The following is a 15,566-nucleotide window of genomic DNA, read 5'->3' as shown; positions in this document are numbered from 1 at the left end:
CGAGAACCCGACCTACACCGCCGATCCCGATCTGGCTCACACAGAAAGGAAGCCACCATGGCCTCCAACGGCAAGTTCGCAACACTCATGCACAGCTATGGGCGTCTGACGCTCTTCCTCATCCCGATCGGCGTCGCCGTCAACTTCGTCGGCGGGCAGATCGCGCTGCTGCTGAAGCTGCCGATCTATCTCGACAGCATCGGCACGATCCTCGTCGGCGCCATCTGCGGTGGTCTGCCCGGCGCGCTCGTGGGTCTGCTCTCGAACGCGATCAACTCGATCACCTCGCCGCCGACATTCGCATTCGCGATCCTCAACATCGCGTTCGGTCTGCTCGCGGGCTTCCTCGGCCGCAAGGGCATCTTCCGCGTCTGGTGGAAGGCGCTGCTGTCGGCCATCCCGTTCGCGTTCATCGGCGGCTTCTTCGGCGCGCTCATCACCATCTGGGTGTTCGGCGGCCTGGCCGTCGGCGGCGGCGCGATCGTCGTCGGCGCCCTCACGGCGCTCGGCATGGATCTGAACACGGCGAACTTCGTGGCCCAGATCCCGATGGACATCCTCGACAAGGTGCCCACCGTGATGATCGTCTACCTCATCATCAAGGGGATCCCCAAGCGCCTCATGGTCAAGCTCCCGCTCGGCTGGGTCTATCTGGGAAAGCCCGACCCGCGCGCTCCCCGCCCGGTCGACACCGCCACGCCGACGAACCCGGCCGTATGACGACGACACCGCTGCACACCGTCGCCGACACCTACCGTCGTGTCGCCACGCTGGGCAATCCCATCCTCGATCTGAACCCGATCACGCTCCTGCTGTCGATCGCCTTCGTGACCGTCGTCGCGGTGGCGGGCAGCGGATGGGTGGTGCCGGTGGCGGTGTCGGTGGTGTTCGTCCTGATCGCGTTCCTCGCCGGCCGGGGGCCGAGCTATCTCAGCACCATCCTCAAGCTCTGGCTCGTGGTCGGGTTCCTGCTGTTCATCCTCCGCGCCCTGCTCACCGAAGGCGAGACCGTGCTGATCCCGCTCGGCCCGATCGCCGTGACCATGGAGGGTGTGCAGGACGGTCTGCGCTTCGCGACCATGGTCATGGCGATCTGCGGCGGGGTGACGCTCTTCTTCGCCCTCGTGTCGATGCGCCACCTCACGCTCGCCCTCGAGCGGATCGGCGTGAGTCCTCGCGCGAGCTTCGTGCTGCTCGCCTCGTTCCAGTCCATCGCCGACCTCGGTGCCATCGCCCGCGTCGTCCTCGACGCGCAGAAGGCGCGCGGCATCGAAACCGAAGGGAACGTCTTCGTGCGAGCCAAGGCCTTCTTCCCGATCCTCGCGCCGGTCTTCCTCAGCGCGCTCTCGGCGACCGAAGAGAGGGCGATCGCCCTCGACGCCCGCGCGTTCAACAGCCGGGGACGCAAGACGAGTCTCGTGCAGCTGCGGCCGACCCCGGGCTGGGAGTGGCTCGTCGTCGCCCTCACCGCGCTTCTCGCGATCGCCGCCATCGTGGGAGGTGTGCTCGGATGGCTCTAGCCTCCTTGCGCGATGTGCGCTTCACGTACGAGAACTCCGAGCATCCCGCCCTCGACGGGCTGACCCTCGAGCTCGAGCCCGGGCTGCTCCACGGCATCGTCGGACTCAACAGCAGCGGCAAGACGACGCTGTGCGGCCTGCTGCGCGGACTCATCCCGCATTTCCACACCGGTGAGCTCACGGGAGAGGTCGAGGTCCTGGGCCGCCCGCTCCTCGACTGGGATGCAGACGAACTGTCGCGGTCGATCGGCTGCGTCTTCGACAACCCGTTCACCCAGATCAGCGGCATCCGCGACACCGTCTTCGAGGAGATCGGCTTCGGTCTCGAGAACCTCGGTGTTCCGCGCGAGCAGATCATCGAGCGCGTGCAAGAGGTGATCGAGCACCTGGGCGTCGCCGCCATCGCACAGAAGAACCCGAACGAGCTTTCGGGCGGGCAACGGCAGAAGGTCGCGTTCGGATCGATCATCGCGATGGATGCCGACGTCATCGTGATCGACGAGCCCACCTCGCAGCTGGATCCGGAGGCGTCGGAGGCGGTGTTCCAGATCATCTCGATGCTCAAGGATCGCGGCAAGTCGATCGTGCTCGTCGAGCACAAGATCGACCTGCTCGCCGAGTACGCCGACACGATCACGGTGCTGCACGAAGGGCGGGTGGCGCGCACGGGCCCCACACGGGAGGTCTTCGGCAGCCCCGGACTCGAGGAGTTCGGGGTGCGCCCGCCCGAGGTCTCGGAGTTCGCATGGCGACTTCAGGCGGCCGGTCGACCGCTGCCGTTCTTCCCCGTGACGCGGGACGAGGCCGCGCGGGCCGTGGCTCAGCGCATCGAGGAGGTGTCGCATGGCGATCGAACTGCGTGACGCGGGCTTCGTCTACCCCGACGGATCCACCGCGATTCAGCGCATCGATCTCACGATCGAGTCCGGCGAGCGGGTGGCGATCGTCGGTCAGAACGGCGCCGGCAAGACGACGACCGTCAAGCTCATGAACGGGCTCCTCAAGCCCACGTCGGGGGTTGTGCTCGTCGACGGCGTGCCGACCGAGGGGCGCACCACGGCACGTGTCTCGCGTCAGGTCGGCTATGTGTTCCAGAACCCCGACGACCAGCTGTTCGCGGCCGACGTGCGATCTGAGATCGAATACCTGCCGAAGTACCTGAAGTGGTCGAAGGAGAAGACGGCGGAGCGCGTCGAACGGGCCGTGCGCCTGACCGGCATCGCGGACCACCTCGAGACGAACCCGAAGGATCTGCCGACGGCGATCCGCAAGTTCGTCGCCATCGCGGCGGTGCTCGTCTCGGAATGCGACTACGTGATCCTCGACGAGCCGACGGCGGGACTCGACATGCGCGGACTCGCGCTGCTGCACGGACTGCTCGACAGCCTGCAGGCCGAGGGGATCGCCGTGGTGACGATCACGCACGACATGCGCTTCGTCATCGACGCCTTCACCCGCGTGATCGCGATGGCACAGGGGTCCGTTGTCGTCGACGGGCCGCTCTCATCGGTGTTCTGCGACGACGGCGTGCTCGAGCGCTCGCGACTGAAGCGGCTCGACGTCGCGCAGATCGCCCGTGATCTCGGCCTGAGCAGCACCGCAGTGACTCTGGAAGACGTGGAGGTCTTGATCCCATGAACATCGCTGACTTCGCCGAGGCATTCGGCGACCGCACCGCGGCATTCGCCATGCTCCATCTGAAAGGCGACAACGCGGCGCAGCGGCTCGAACGGGCGCGCCGCGAGATCGACCTCCTCTGGGACAACGGCGTCGATGCGATCATCGTCGAGAACTACTTCGGCGACACCGACGACGTGGTCGCGGCGCTGGAGTACCTCCGCGCCGAGCGGCCCGACGTGCGGTTCGGCATCAACGTGCTGAAGGACGACTGGCGCGCCTTCGAGCTCGCGGCCGAGTACGGCGCGGCCTTCGTGCAGCTCGATTCGGTGGCCGGTCACCTCGTCCCCGACGATGACGCGATCTTCGCCGACCGTCTCGACCGTGCACGGGCAGACGCGGGATGCCTGGTCTTCGGCGGCGTGCGCTTCAAGTACCAGCCGTACCTGTCGGGGCGGCCCCTCGCGGTCGACCTCGCCCTCGCGGTCGAGCGCTGCGACGCGATCGTCGTGACCGGTGAGGGAACCGGCCTCGACACCCCGACCGAGAAGGTGCGGGAGTTCCGCCGTGTCGTGGGGCCGGATTTCCCGCTCATCGTCGGGGCCGGCGTGACGGCCGAGAACGCCGAGACGCAGCTGGCCGACGCCCAGGCCGTGATCGTCGGCAGCACCCTCAAAGACACCCGCGTTGACACCGGCGACGTCGCCGGCGAGAACGTGGCGACGTTCGTCGCCGCCGTTCACGGTCTGCAGCGCGCCTGATCCACCACTCAGAACGGAGCACCACCCATGGCACGCATCCTGTTGGCCGGCGAGTCCTGGTCGACGACGTCGGTCCACACGAAGGGATTCGATTCCTTCTTCACGTCCTCGTACGAAGAGGGCGCATCCCACTTCATCGGCGCCCTCGAGCGCGGCGGCCACGAGGTCGACTTCATGCCGAACCACGTCGCCTCGGATCGATTCCCCGCCACGGTCGAGGAGCTCTCCGCGTACGATGCGGTCGTCCTCAGCGACATCGGGGCCAACACCCTGCTGCTGCCCGCCGGCGTCTTCGCCCGTGGGCAGCGGATGCCGGATCGCCTCGCCGTGCTGGCCGAGTGGGTCCGCGCCGGCGGAGCCCTGCTGATGGTCGGCGGCTATCTGAGCTTCCAGGGCATCGAAGCCAAGGCGAACTATCGTTCGACGGCCCTGGCGCCGGTTCTGCCGGTGATCCTCGAAGTGGGCGACGACCGCGAAGAGACCCCGCAGGGCGTGCAGCCCCGGGTGCTCGCGCCTCACGCCGCGACGGCGGGCGTCCCTGCGAAGCTTCCGCACATCCTCGGGTACCAGCGCTTCCAGCCGCGGCCCGCGACCGAGACGCTGATCGCGGTCGACGGGCGGCCGCTGCTCGTCGTCGGCAGGGCCGGCGAAGGGCGGGTCGCGGCATTCGCCACCGACATGGGGCCGCACTGGCTGCCCGCAGAGTTCCTCGAATGGGAGGGCTTCGATCCCCTGTGGCAGAGCATGATCGGCTGGCTCGTCTCCGGAGCGGAGGACGCACGATGAGCGCGGTCGAGGAGTTCACAGACGAGCCGCCCGCGGGTCTCGTCGAGGCGCAGCGCATCGCCATCCGGGTCGCCGAGCGAGCGGCTGAGCTGGCCGTTCCCGGGCAGACGGAGCGCGAGCTGCACCGGATCGTGAACCAGCTCGTGCTCGACGAGGGCGCGGTCGGCGTCTGGACGCCCACGACCGTCGGGTTCGGCGCGGGCACGCTCAGCTGCTATCCGACCGACGTTCCCAGCGACCGTGCTCTGTGGAACCTCGATCTCGGCATGATCGATGTGCACCCGGTCACTCCCGACGGCTGGTGGGGCGACTGCACGCGCAGCTTCCTGCGGGGCGACAACCACGCGCAGACCGCTGCGCTGGCGACCATCGAGCGGCTTCACGCCGCGGTGCTGGCTGCAGCGCGACCCGGGATGCGGGCCTGCGACTGGTTCGCGGTGTTCACCGAAGAGCTCGAGAAGACGCCCTTCGTGCTGCTGGATCGCCTGAGCAACATCGGCCACTCCCTCACGGCGAACTCGTCGTACGACGACGGGTACATCGATGCCTCCAACGAGACCGTCATGCGCGGCGCGTGGGCGGTGGAGCCCTTCATCGGCAACCATCTCTACGGTGTCAAGCGCGAGGACGTCGTCTGGTTCGGTCCGACGCGCGCCACGGTGATCCGCTGATGACCCGGCTGCTGCTGGATGTCGACACCGGCGTGGACGACGCGCTCGCCATCGGCATCCTCGCTGCGCACGACGACGCCGAGATCGTGGGCGTCTGCTGCACCGCCGGCAACGTCTCGACCGCGCGCGTGGTGCAGAACACGCTCGCGGTGCTCGATCTCTTCGGGATCGCGCAGGTGCCGGTGTGCGCCGGAGCCGATGTGCCGCTCGGCGGTCCCATCGGCTCGGCAGAGGACGTCCACGGACAATCGGGACTCGGCGACGCCGTGCTGGCGCCGTCTGCGCGGGCCCTCGACCCGCGGCATGCCGCACAGCTGTGGGTGGATTCCGTGCGCGCCGAGCCGGGCGGAATCGTGGGCCTCGTGACGGGCCCCCTGACGAGCCTCGCGCTCGCGGTCAAGCTCGAGCCGCGGCTGCCGGAGCTGCTGGCCGGCCTCGTGATCATGGGCGGCTCCTTCGATCACCGCGGCAACGTGAGCGGGGCCGCGGAGTGGAACATCTTCGTGGACCCCGAGGCGGCGAAGATCGTGTTCGACGCATTCGCGGGGCAGCCGGAGTCGCGGCTGCCGGTCGTGTGCGGCTTGAATGTGACGGAGCGCGTCATCCTGCGCGGCGAGCACATCGACGAGGTGCGGCGCCGCGCGGGCGTCACCGACATCACGCGCTTCGTCGACGACATCATGCGTCCCTATTTCGGCTGGTACGAGAAGCTCGGTGCGGGCACCCAGGCGCCGATGCACGATCCGCTCGCCGCGGTCGTCGCGGTGGAGCGCAGCCTCGCGCTCGCCGCGCCGGCGACAGTCGTCGACGTCGAGCTTCGGGGCACGCTCACTCGTGGCATGACGATCGCGGACTGGGACGGGGAGTGGTCGAGACCGTACAACGCCGTGGTCGTCACGGAGGTCGATGCGGATGCCGTCCTCGAGCGCATCGTCGACGGGCTCTCGCGGCTCTCGGCGAAGGTGTCGCCCGGGTAGTCGATCTCAGTCCTGGAGCAGAGCCCGGTAGATCTGCACGGCGTCCGAGATGTCGGCCACGGCGCACGACTCGTCGCTGGTGTGCGGCTGGTCGATCCCGCCCGGCCCGATGATGAACACCGCGGGCGAGGAGGTGTCGGCGAGCACCGCGCCGTCGGTGAAGTACGAAACGCCTTCGCCGCGGGGCTCGACGCCGGTGACGGATGCCGCGGCGCGCCCGATCCGCCGGCTCAGCTCGCTCTGCGGGTCGGTCCACACTGACGGTACGGTCAGGATCTCGGACACCCGTCCACCTGGTGTCGCCGCGAGCACGTCGATCACGCGCTCGGGGCCCTGCCCCGGAACCGTGCGCACGTCGACCGTGATCGACGCGAGGTCGGGCACCAGGTTGGTCTGCTGGCCGCCCGTGATCGTGCCGACATTGGTCGTCAGGCCGCCCAGCGCCGGATGGGGCGGCACCTCGTCCAGGTCGCGAAGGGCCAGGATCGCCTCTGCCGCACGGGTCACGGCGTTCACGCCGAGCTCGGGGCGCGACCCGTGCGCCGACCGACCGCGGACGGTGAGATCCAGCCAGGTCGCGCCCTTGTGCCCGAACCGCACCTCGTTTCCGGTCGCTTCGCCGACGATCAGGACGGGTGCCGGATGCAGCAGACCGGACGCGGCGATCGCGCGCGCTCCGTGGCATCCGGTCTCTTCGGCAGATGTGAAGATCACGGTGAAGGGCGCGGCGTCGAGCTGGGCGGCGTCGACGGCTGCGCTGATCATGGCGGCAGCGCCGGCCTTCATGTCGCTGCTGCCCCGACCGTAGAGTCGCCCGTCCACCACCTCGCCTCCGAGGGGATCGACCGACCACGACGCCGCATCGAACGGCACGGTGTCGAGATGGGCGGCGAGCGTCGTCGGCCCGCCCCCGCGCCAGTGCGCGACCAGGTTGGGCCGACCCGGCTGCCAGGGCACACGCGTGAGGGTGAACCCCGCTGCGGCGAGGATGTCGGCGACGACGTCGATCGCCTCTTCCTCGCCGCCTCCGGCCGTGTCGATGCGGACGAGTCGTCGGGCGAGGTCGAGGGCGTCGATCCCGCTCACGTGAGTTCGTACGCGCTCGGGCGCCGATCGCGCAGCGGGTTGTTGAACTTGCCCCAGGCGCGGCTGCGCCGGGCCTCGGCGAGGTCGACGTCGGCCACGAGCAGCGCCTCCGCGGCGGCATCGGCCGGGCCGGCCACGGGCCAGCCCGTGTGCGAGGCGATCAGGCTCTGCCCGATGAACTCCTGGCCGCGCTCGGTGCCGACCCGGTCGGCGGCGGCCACCACGATGCCGTTCGTGTGCGCCGCGGCCATCGTCAGCACTGTCGCCATCGCGGCCTCGCCGTCGCGCTGACCGGGGATCGGCACCCAGTTGGTCGGCACGCAGACGAGGTCGGCCCCCTTGCCGGCGAGCGTGCGATAGCTCTCGGGGAACCAGCCGTCGTAGCAGATCAGCATCCCTATGCGGCCGTGACGGGTGTGCACGACGGGGAAGCCCAGATCACCCGGTTCGAAGTACAGTGCCTCCTCGTCCCACAGGTGCACTTTGCGATACACGGCGTGCGTGCCGTCGGGCTGGGCGAGGAAGGCGGCGTTGTAGAGCGATGCGCCATCCTGCTCGGCGAAGCCGGCCACGATCACGACGTCGAGCTCGCGCGCGAGCTCGAGCCAGCGCGAGGTCGCCGGCCCGTGACCCGCGACCTCGGCGAGCGCGAATGCCTCGTCGCGGCTCTGGAGCATGTAGCCCGTGCTCACGAGCTCCGGAAGCACCACGATGTCAGCACCCCGGTCGGCGGCTCGGGCGATGACATCGGCGGTGCGCTCGACGTTGTGCACGACGTCTCCGAAGCGCGGTTCGAGTTGTCCGACAGCCACGGTCGTCATCCCGCGCCCTCCCCTGAATCGTTAACATAAGGATCACACATCGGGTGCATCGTGGCATCGGACGAAACCGGCCGACAGGACAGCGTGACGACGACGGTGGATGAATCACTCGGCGCGGATGCCGCATCCACTCTGTTCGTCTCCGACCTGGACTTCACGCTGCTCGGCAGCGATGCCTTCGTGAGTGCCAGGACGACCCAGGTGATCAACGCGCTCGTGGATCGCGGGCTGCGATTCACCTACGCGACCGCCCGCTCTCACCGCTCGGCCTCGCGCGCGACGAGCGGCCTGCGCCTCGACCTGCCGGTCATCACCTACGGCGGCACGATGACAGTCGACCCTGCCTCGGGAGTCCCGCACGACGTGCGCTCGATGCCCGCCGACGCGATCGCCACGATCCTGGACTCCACGCGGGACGAGCCCGACCTGCAGCCTCTCGTGCACACCTTCTCGGGCGGTCGCGATGCGATCTCGTGGCTCGAAGGGAGTGTGTCCGGCGGTCTCTCTCATTTCGTCGACCAGCGCCCCGGCGATCCGCGGCTCGCACCGGTGGCGTCGTGGTCGCAGGTCGACCTGTCTGCGGCGTACTACGTGAGCATCATCGGCAGCCGCGACGAGGTCGCCGCGCTGGCCGCGCGCCTGCGGGATCGGCTCGGGGGGTGCCTGCTCATCCTGTCGGAGGATCCCTACGCGCCCGGCGTGCACTGGCTCGAGATCCACTCCGATCTCGGTTCCAAGGCGAGTGCTGCGCGGGCGCTCGCGGATCGGCTCGGGATGACGCGCCTCGTGGCATTCGGCGACAATCACAACGACATCCCGCTGTTCGAGGTCGCGGACGAGGCGTACGCGGTCTCGAACGCGGTTCCCGAATTGCTGCGGCGTGCCACAGCCGTCATCGGCGACAACGATTCGCACGCCGTCGCCGAGTGGCTCGCCACCCGGTTCGCGCTCTGACCTTGATCCCACATTCTCAGACCCCGATGCGCAGCTTTGCAGCGCAGCAATGCCACGTTGCAAAATGATGGTGAGTGTGTCAGAGTCATACCGCGGGGCACCCTGAGAACCAGCCCGCACCAAGGTGACGCGGGTCGCATCGATCACTGTCACGGGCGCGCGATCGCAGAGAGGCGATCGCGCTCGCAATCCACAGAAAGAGGTAATGATGCCATCGAGGATGCTGCGACCGCTGATTGCGGTCCCCGTCATCGCCATCGCGGTGGGAGGTCTTCTGGCCGGTTGCTCTGCGGGCGGCGGAGGAGGCGACACCGACGGCGGCGTGACGAAGATCTCGTTCTGGGCTCGTGATGCTCAGGAATCCTTCGTGCCAGAGCTGGCCGAGGCCTTCAACGCATCGCAGTCCGAGATCGAAGTGGAGGTGACGATCATCCCGGGAGGTCAGTACACGCAGAAGTTCGCCTCGGCGACCGCTGGCGGCACGCCGCCCGACGTCGCGGCGATGGACCTCGTCCTGGTCCCCTATTACGCTCAGGCGGGCGCGCTGCTGGACCTGACGGAGCGGGCCGAGTCGCTCGACTACATGGACGACTTCGACAGCGCGCACCTCGGCACGATCGAGTGGGACGGCAAGACGGTTGCCATCCCGTTCTCGGCAGAGGCGAGCGTTCTCTACTACAACAAGGACCTCTTCGCGGCCGCGGGCCTCGACCCCGAGAAGCCCCCGACCACGTGGGACGAGATGAAGGAGTACGCCAGCAAGATCACCGCGCTCGGCGACGGCAACCACGGCTTCTGGATGGTCGGAAACGCCACCGGCGGAACGCTCTTCACAGTGACCCCGTACATGTACGCGGCGGGCGCGGATCTTCTCACCGAAGGCCCCGATCCCGACAATCTGGACTTCGACTCGGCGCCGGTCAAAGATGCGCTGACGTTCCTGCGCGACATGTGGCAAGCCGGCGACATGCCGCCCGACGCGAAGTCCGACACCGGCGCCGGCTTCTACTCCACATTCGCGACGGGCAAGGTCGGAATGCAGGGCGGCGGCGCCTTCGGCATCGCCGACATCATCGCCCAGGACAAGTTCGACCTCGGCGTCACGTTCCTTCCCGGCCCGACCGACGGCACCCGAGGCAGCTTCGCCGGTGGCGACGACCTCGTGATTCCGGCTGGCTCCAAGAACGCGGATGCCGCGTGGAAGTTCATCGAGTGGGCGACGTCCGTCGAGGCGCAGGAGAAGTACCTCGCCGACCTGGGGACCACGCCCGTCCGGCTGAGCGTCGCCAAGGGCTACTACTCCGAGAAGGATCCACGCCTCGCCACGCTGGCGGAGGCGCTCGAACTCGGCAAGACGCCCGTCACTCCTGACCTCTACCCGATCTTCAACAACGCCGGCAGCCCGTGGAACAACCTCCTCCAGGGAGCCATCTTCGGGTCGGACTCGGTCGACAGCGTCGCCAAGGAACAGCAGGCGATCGCTGAAGATCTCATCACGACACAGAAGTAGCGCTCGTCGAGCGGGCCGGCATCCGGGGATCGCGGGTGCCGGCCCGAGCGGCGGAAAGGGAATGGGCATGACGACGACAATGGGCAGGCGGCAGCCCCGGATGCGGTCGACCAGGCGAAGTCGGCGCGAGGCGAGAACCGGCATCCTGCTGGTCCTGCCGGCAGCGGTGATGCTGCTGATCTTCTTCGCGGCGCCGCTCGTGCAGATGGTCTGGATCTCCTTCCACGACTGGCCTCTGCTGGGCACGCCGACGTGGATCGGTCTGGAGAACTATCTGACGATGTTCGACGACGCGTCGTTCGTGCAGAGCCTCGCATTCACCGGTCTGTACACCGTCATCCTCGTTCCCGTTCTGCTCATCCTCGGCATGGCGCTGGCGCTGCTCGTCCGTGTACGCCGACGCGGTGTGGGAGTGTTCCGCACGATCTTCTTCGCCCCGGTCGTCATCGGCTTCTCGCTGGCTGCGTACATCTGGATCTACCTGCTCGATCCGCGCGTGGGTCTGTTCGATCAGCTCCTCAAGACGCTGGGCATCACGTCGGCCGCGGGCTACTGGCTGGCCAACCCGGAGCTTGCGCTGCTGTCGGCAGTCGTGATGGTCGTCTGGAAGTCCGTCGGCTTCGGAATGCTCCTCCTTCTCACGGGGCTGCTCGCGATTCCGGACGAGCTCACCGATGCCGCGCGGATCGACCGAGCCGGGCCGGTCCAGACGTTCCGATACATCACCCTCCCACTCCTGCGTCGACCGATCGCGCTGACGCTCGTCTTCAGCGCGGTCGCCTCCGTGCTCGCCTTCGAGCAGTTCTATCTGCTGACCGGTGGCGGTCCCGAGGGTCAGACGACCACCGTCGTCATGGAGATCTTCCGTGTCGGATTCAACAACTTCCAGCTGGGACTCGCATCCGCGATGTCCATTTTCTTGATGGCGATTCTCGTGCTCATCAGTGCGATCCAACTGGGGATCCTGCGCGACAAGCACGATACAGAGTAGGGGAGTCCTCACATGCGTAAGAACACCGCCGCGCGGGGCCTGCTCTGGTTCGCGATCTGCACGAGCATTGCGGCGCTCTTCCTCTTCCCGCTGTATGCCGTGGTCACGGCCGCCTTCAAGTCCCCGGCCGAGCTGAACGGCTCGCCTCCCACGCTGATCCCGCGCTCGTTCACGCTCGAGAACTTCGCGGCGCTGCAGGGCCTCGGTAACGGGGTGTGGGTTCACATCGGGAACAGTGCGATCCTCGCCGTGATCACGGTCGTCGGGACGGTGATCATCGCCACCCTCGGCGGCTGGGGGTTCGCGAGGTACAGATTCCCAGGTCGTGGAGTCGTCTTCGTCGCGATGCTGTCGGCGCTCATGGTGCCGTTTCAGCCGCTGCTCACGCCGTTGTTCCTGGTGCTCAAGTCGCTCGGCCTCGGAAACACGCTGTTCGGGCTTGCGCTGGTCTTCATCACTTTCCAGCTTCCGTTCGCGCTCTTCGTCATGCGCAACGCCTTCATGCACGTGCCGCAGGCGCTCGAAGACGCGGCGCGGGTGGACGGAGCATCCGGCTGGAAGCTCCTGACTCAGGTCCTGCTTCCTGTCGTGCGCCCTGGCATCATCACTGTGGCGCTCTTCGCGTTCCTCAGTTCGTGGAACGAATTCCTCGCCGCGCTCATCCTGCTGAGCGACCAGTCGCTCTTCCCGCTGCCTGTCGCTCTGTCGGCCGGCGCGGTGAACGGCAACAACGGCGTGCGCTGGCCGCTCCTCGAGGCGGGGGTGCTGATCACCATGATCCCGTGCCTCGTCCTCTTCTTCACGCTGCAGAGGTACTACACGACCGGACTGGTCGCCGGAGCGGTCAAGGAGTGAGAGCTGGACGCGGCGAGGGATCGTGCAGCGATGCAAGATCCTATGGCCACCGGTAGCGTGTAACCATGTCGAAGCGGCTCACTCTCAGCGACATCGCGCGTCGCGCGGAGGTGTCGCCTCGCACGGTGTCGAACGTCGTCAACGGCTACGTGCCGGTGTCCGACAAGCTTCGCGAGCGTGTCGAGAAAGCCGTCAACGATCTCGGGTACAGCCCGAACTTCATGGCGCGCAGCCTTCGCAGCGGTCGAACAGGACTCATCGCGCTCGTCGTGCCAGAGATCGACGTCCCGTACTTCGCGGAGCTGGCACGCATGGTCACCGAGCTCGCTGAACCTCTCGGTTATCGCATCATGATCGATCAGACGTCGGGGGTCGACGCCAGCGAGCGCAGCCACATCGCCCGAGCGACGCAAAGCACCCTCTTCGACGGCATCATCTTCAGTCCGCTGCAGCTGTCACCGACCGAGCTCGCGGAAGTCGCCGGCACGACTCCTTTCGTGCTGCTGGGCGAGCATTCGCAGGAACAGTCCTTCGATCACGTCGGACTCGACAACGTGGCGGCCGCTGGTGACGTGGTGGCGCACCTCTACGCGACCGGTCGACGCCGGATCGCCGCGATCGGGCAGAACGTGAACAGGCCCGCCAGCACCGAGGTCCAACGGTTCGACGGCTACCTGCGGGGTCTCGAGAGGCATGGCCTCGCTTTCGACCCGACCCTGGTGGCGCCGTCGACGAGTCGCCATCGGCAGCTGGGGTACGACGCCACGCTCGAGATCCTCGACAAAGGTCGGCCGGACGCGATCTTCTGCTTCTCCGATCTTGTCGCGATCGGCGCCCTGCGAGCCCTCGCGAGCAGGGGGGTCCGTGTCCCGGAAGAGGTCGCGGTGGTCGGATGGGATGACATCCAGGAGGCGTCCTTCTCGAACCCGACTCTTTCGACGATCGCGCCCGACAAGAATCTGCTCGCGGCGACGGCGCTGTCGTTCCTGGTCGACCGGATCGCCGATCCCGCGATCCCCCCTCGGGAGTTCGTCGTGCCGCACCGCCTCGAGATCCGGCAGAGCTCGTAAGGCCCGCTCTGCATGATGGATGAGGGGGGAGGAGCGCCGAGGGCACCCCTCCCCTTCACTCATTGCGCGTCTCGTTCGTACGCAGCCGGGCGGTTCTGGACGTCAGCGATCCGGGCGATGTCGAACTTGGGCGTCCGGTCGGCGTAGTAGAGGCCGTTCTCTTCCTGGAATGTGTCCGTCAGCTGGGTATAGCAGTAGCCGAACATCAGCCGATCGTCGAGCAGGGCGTCCGTGAGCCCTGCGAATCGCGCGTGCCATTCTTCGACGCTGCGAACTCGCTGGCCGTAGCCCCACGATCCCCGACGCTCAGCATCCTGAGAGTCCGCATCGGCGGTTTCGGCGATGGCCGGATTCCACCAGATGCCACCGTACTCCGAGACGAAGTAGGGCTGGCCCCCGTAGCCGATCGAGATCACCTCGTCGTTGCGCAGATTGACGTACGGGTCCCCTGTGGCGAGGCCCGCGTGGTTGGCTGCGAAGGCGACGGGATCCTGCTCATAGTCGTGGCCGTCGTAGATGTCGGCTCCGCGGACGCGATGGGAGTAGCCGGACGCGTCCACCACGGGCCGCGAAGGATCGGCGAGTTTGGTCGCGAGGTACATCGCATGAGTCACGTCATCGAGTTGTGTGATGCGATCGTGGAGTGCCTGGTGGGTCTCGTTGAGGGGACACCAGCCGATGATCGAGGGGTGATTGTGATCGCGCTCGAGCACTTCCAGCCACTGGGTCACGAATGACGCCGACGGCTGCTGGTGGAATGCGGTGCTCGCGGCGCCGTCGATCGCGCCCCAATCGCCGAACTCTCCCCACACGAGGTAGCCGAGCCGGTCGGCATGGTACAGATACCTCTCCTCGAAGACCTTCTGATGCAGACGTGCGCCGTTGAAGCCGGCCTCCATGCCCAAACGCATGTCGGTGATCAGCGCCTCGTCCGAGGGTGCCGTCATCAGCGTGTGCGGCCACCACCCTTGGTCGAGGACCAGGCGCTGGAAGACCGGTTCTCCATTGAGCAGCACGCGGCGCCCGTCGATGCTGACAGATCTGAGACCCGCATAGGCCTCGACACGGTCGACCTCGCCGTTTTCGTCGAGGAGAGTGATCGAGACGTCGTACAGGTGCGGATCGTGAGGATGCCAGAGACGCACGCGTTCCGCCGCCACCGACACGGTGAGGCGCGGAGCGAGATCCGACCCGGCTCGAACGTCGGCCGTCGCCACGACGCCGGCGTCGTCGCGGAACTCCGCGCGCACAGTCAGGCCCGGGCGCGCGTTGATCACGGGCACCACAACATCGAACGACGAGTCGGCGACCTGTGGGGTGATCCTCGGCCGTCCGACGCGCGTGCGCGGGACCGCTTCGAGCCATACCGTCTGCCAGATGCCCGTCGTGCGGGTGTAGTAGCACTCGGAGTTCTCGTAGCGGCTCGCTTGCTTGCCGCGAGCCTGAGGCTCATCGCGGCTGTCGCGGGCTCGCACCACGATCGTGATGTCCTCGCCGCTGCGCGCGACGCCGCCCAGGTCGGCGGTGAAGCCCGTGAAGCCACCTCGATGTCGGGCGACTTCCCGACCGTTCACCCATACCGTGGCATCGTGGTCGATCGCACCGAAGTGCAACAGCACCGTCTTATCGCCCCAGCCTTTCGGGACGGTCACGGTTCGCCTGTACCAGACGGCGAGGAGGAAGTCGGTTTCGCCGATCCCGCTCGCCTCGGACTCCGGGGCGAACGGCACGAGGATCTCGTCGCGCAAGTCCCGGACCAGCAGGCCGCGTTCGAGGCCGGAATCGCTCTTGTCGATCTCGAACTGCCACTCACCGTTGAGTGAGAGCCAGTCGTCCCGCCTCAGCTGCGGGCGGGGGTGCTCAGGGCGTGGAATGTGCGATTGCGTCATTGTGTGCGATTTCTGTGAAGGGCGGCGCCTGAGGCACGGGCGCCGAAGGGGCGTACGG

The 15,566-nt window shown here is 67.5% G+C and carries 16 protein-coding genes; 13 read left to right on the top strand and 3 right to left on the bottom strand.

What is annotated here, in order from left to right; genetic code table 11:
- The first annotated feature begins 57 nt into the window (after window positions 1-57).
- Genes ACTIFV_RS11800 through ACTIFV_RS11765 form a run of 8 tightly spaced genes read left to right on the top strand, consistent with a single transcriptional unit; the run spans window position 58 to window position 6,332 of the window.
- Window positions 58-720 (top strand): hypothetical protein, encoded by a 663-nt coding sequence (locus tag ACTIFV_RS11800; RefSeq protein ID WP_439592972.1) that lies wholly within the window; start codon window positions 58-60, stop codon window positions 718-720.
- On the top strand, window positions 717-1,520 hold the full coding sequence (locus tag ACTIFV_RS11795; RefSeq protein ID WP_439592971.1) for an energy-coupling factor transporter transmembrane component T: 804 nt from the start codon (window positions 717-719) through the stop codon (window positions 1,518-1,520). Before ACTIFV_RS11800 ends, ACTIFV_RS11795 begins: the two co-directional genes overlap by 4 nt.
- Window positions 1,511-2,383: an energy-coupling factor ABC transporter ATP-binding protein gene (locus tag ACTIFV_RS11790; protein ID WP_439592970.1), complete on the top strand. Its 873-nt coding sequence runs from the start codon at window positions 1,511-1,513 to the stop codon at window positions 2,381-2,383. Before ACTIFV_RS11795 ends, ACTIFV_RS11790 begins: the two co-directional genes overlap by 10 nt.
- Window positions 2,364-3,158: an energy-coupling factor ABC transporter ATP-binding protein gene (locus ACTIFV_RS11785; RefSeq protein ID WP_439592969.1), complete on the top strand. Its 795-nt coding sequence runs from the start codon at window positions 2,364-2,366 to the stop codon at window positions 3,156-3,158. Before ACTIFV_RS11790 ends, ACTIFV_RS11785 begins: the two co-directional genes overlap by 20 nt.
- Window positions 3,155-3,898, top strand: a complete 744-nt coding sequence (locus ACTIFV_RS11780) for a BtpA/SgcQ family protein (RefSeq protein WP_439592968.1) — start codon at window positions 3,155-3,157, stop codon at window positions 3,896-3,898. The genes ACTIFV_RS11785 and ACTIFV_RS11780 overlap by 4 nt, the downstream gene beginning before the upstream one ends.
- 27 nt (window positions 3,899-3,925) lie before the next feature.
- Window positions 3,926-4,684 carry a glutamine amidotransferase gene (locus tag ACTIFV_RS11775; RefSeq protein WP_439592967.1) on the top strand — a complete coding sequence of 253 codons (759 nt, stop codon included), beginning with the start codon at window positions 3,926-3,928 and terminating at the stop codon, window positions 4,682-4,684.
- Window positions 4,681-5,355 (top strand): M24 family metallopeptidase, encoded by a 675-nt coding sequence (locus ACTIFV_RS11770; RefSeq protein ID WP_439592966.1) that lies wholly within the window; start codon window positions 4,681-4,683, stop codon window positions 5,353-5,355. The genes ACTIFV_RS11775 and ACTIFV_RS11770 overlap by 4 nt, the downstream gene beginning before the upstream one ends.
- The gene (locus ACTIFV_RS11765) at window positions 5,355-6,332 is read left to right on the top strand and encodes a nucleoside hydrolase (protein WP_439592965.1); all 978 of its coding nucleotides are present in this window, start codon (window positions 5,355-5,357) and stop codon (window positions 6,330-6,332) included. The genes ACTIFV_RS11770 and ACTIFV_RS11765 overlap by 1 nt, the downstream gene beginning before the upstream one ends.
- 6 nt (window positions 6,333-6,338) lie before the next feature.
- Here ACTIFV_RS11765 and ACTIFV_RS11760 read toward each other — a convergent pair whose 3' ends face one another.
- Both ACTIFV_RS11760 and ACTIFV_RS11755 read right to left on the bottom strand, forming a co-directional pair.
- The gene (locus ACTIFV_RS11760) at window positions 6,339-7,418 is read right to left on the bottom strand and encodes a M20 family metallopeptidase (RefSeq protein WP_439592964.1); all 1,080 of its coding nucleotides are present in this window, start codon (window positions 7,416-7,418) and stop codon (window positions 6,339-6,341) included.
- Window positions 7,415-8,239 carry a nitrilase family protein gene (locus ACTIFV_RS11755; protein ID WP_439592963.1) on the bottom strand — a complete coding sequence of 275 codons (825 nt, stop codon included), beginning with the start codon at window positions 8,237-8,239 and terminating at the stop codon, window positions 7,415-7,417. Before ACTIFV_RS11755 ends, ACTIFV_RS11760 begins: the two co-directional genes overlap by 4 nt.
- Window positions 8,240-8,290: 51 nt before the next feature.
- Between ACTIFV_RS11755 and ACTIFV_RS11750 the strand changes: the two genes are divergently transcribed.
- From ACTIFV_RS11750 to ACTIFV_RS11730, 5 genes are all read left to right on the top strand, one after another.
- Entirely contained in the window at window positions 8,291-9,193 is a 903-nt protein-coding gene (locus ACTIFV_RS11750) for an HAD family hydrolase (protein ID WP_439592962.1), read from the top strand.
- 220 nt (window positions 9,194-9,413) lie between these two features.
- Window positions 9,414-10,703 carry an ABC transporter substrate-binding protein gene (locus ACTIFV_RS11745; protein ID WP_439592961.1) on the top strand — a complete coding sequence of 430 codons (1,290 nt, stop codon included), beginning with the start codon at window positions 9,414-9,416 and terminating at the stop codon, window positions 10,701-10,703.
- A 67-nt stretch (window positions 10,704-10,770) separates the two neighbouring features.
- Window positions 10,771-11,694 carry a carbohydrate ABC transporter permease gene (locus ACTIFV_RS11740; protein WP_439592960.1) on the top strand — a complete coding sequence of 308 codons (924 nt, stop codon included), beginning with the start codon at window positions 10,771-10,773 and terminating at the stop codon, window positions 11,692-11,694.
- A 12-nt stretch (window positions 11,695-11,706) separates the two neighbouring features.
- Window positions 11,707-12,549, top strand: a complete 843-nt coding sequence (locus ACTIFV_RS11735; protein ID WP_439592959.1) for a carbohydrate ABC transporter permease — start codon at window positions 11,707-11,709, stop codon at window positions 12,547-12,549.
- Between the two features lie 65 nt (window positions 12,550-12,614).
- Window positions 12,615-13,619: a LacI family DNA-binding transcriptional regulator gene (locus ACTIFV_RS11730; protein WP_439592958.1), complete on the top strand. Its 1,005-nt coding sequence runs from the start codon at window positions 12,615-12,617 to the stop codon at window positions 13,617-13,619.
- A gap of 59 nt (window positions 13,620-13,678) precedes the next feature.
- Here the strand turns inward: ACTIFV_RS11730 and ACTIFV_RS11725 are convergent, their stop codons facing one another.
- Complete coding sequence (locus ACTIFV_RS11725; RefSeq protein WP_439592957.1) at window positions 13,679-15,508, bottom strand: glycoside hydrolase family 2 protein; 1,830 nt, start codon at window positions 15,506-15,508, stop codon at window positions 13,679-13,681.
- Window positions 15,509-15,566 lie beyond the last annotated feature (58 nt).

Origin of the sequence: Microbacterium sp. (assembly GCF_051860965.1) — a bacterium.
Classification (GTDB): Bacteria; Actinomycetota; Actinomycetes; order Actinomycetales; family Microbacteriaceae; genus Microbacterium.
This window is presented reverse-complemented; position numbering and strand designations above follow the sequence as displayed.

Coding starts and splice junctions, on each gene's coding strand:
- ACTIFV_RS11765 (WP_439592965.1), top strand. CDS start 5,355: ATGACCCGGCTGCTGCTGGATGTCGACACCGGCGTGGACGACGCGCTC.
- ACTIFV_RS11785 (WP_439592969.1), top strand. CDS start 2,364: ATGGCGATCGAACTGCGTGACGCGGGCTTCGTCTACCCCGACGGATCC.
- ACTIFV_RS11755 (WP_439592963.1), bottom strand. CDS start 8,239: ATGACGACCGTGGCTGTCGGACAACTCGAACCGCGCTTCGGAGACGTC.
- ACTIFV_RS11730 (WP_439592958.1), top strand. CDS start 12,615: ATGTCGAAGCGGCTCACTCTCAGCGACATCGCGCGTCGCGCGGAGGTG.
- ACTIFV_RS11735 (WP_439592959.1), top strand. CDS start 11,707: ATGCGTAAGAACACCGCCGCGCGGGGCCTGCTCTGGTTCGCGATCTGC.
- ACTIFV_RS11770 (WP_439592966.1), top strand. CDS start 4,681: ATGAGCGCGGTCGAGGAGTTCACAGACGAGCCGCCCGCGGGTCTCGTC.
- ACTIFV_RS11800 (WP_439592972.1), top strand. CDS start 58: ATGGCCTCCAACGGCAAGTTCGCAACACTCATGCACAGCTATGGGCGT.
- ACTIFV_RS11790 (WP_439592970.1), top strand. CDS start 1,511: ATGGCTCTAGCCTCCTTGCGCGATGTGCGCTTCACGTACGAGAACTCC.
- ACTIFV_RS11725 (WP_439592957.1), bottom strand. CDS start 15,508: ATGACGCAATCGCACATTCCACGCCCTGAGCACCCCCGCCCGCAGCTG.
- ACTIFV_RS11745 (WP_439592961.1), top strand. CDS start 9,414: ATGCTGCGACCGCTGATTGCGGTCCCCGTCATCGCCATCGCGGTGGGA.
- ACTIFV_RS11795 (WP_439592971.1), top strand. CDS start 717: ATGACGACGACACCGCTGCACACCGTCGCCGACACCTACCGTCGTGTC.
- ACTIFV_RS11775 (WP_439592967.1), top strand. CDS start 3,926: ATGGCACGCATCCTGTTGGCCGGCGAGTCCTGGTCGACGACGTCGGTC.
- ACTIFV_RS11780 (WP_439592968.1), top strand. CDS start 3,155: ATGAACATCGCTGACTTCGCCGAGGCATTCGGCGACCGCACCGCGGCA.
- ACTIFV_RS11740 (WP_439592960.1), top strand. CDS start 10,771: ATGACGACGACAATGGGCAGGCGGCAGCCCCGGATGCGGTCGACCAGG.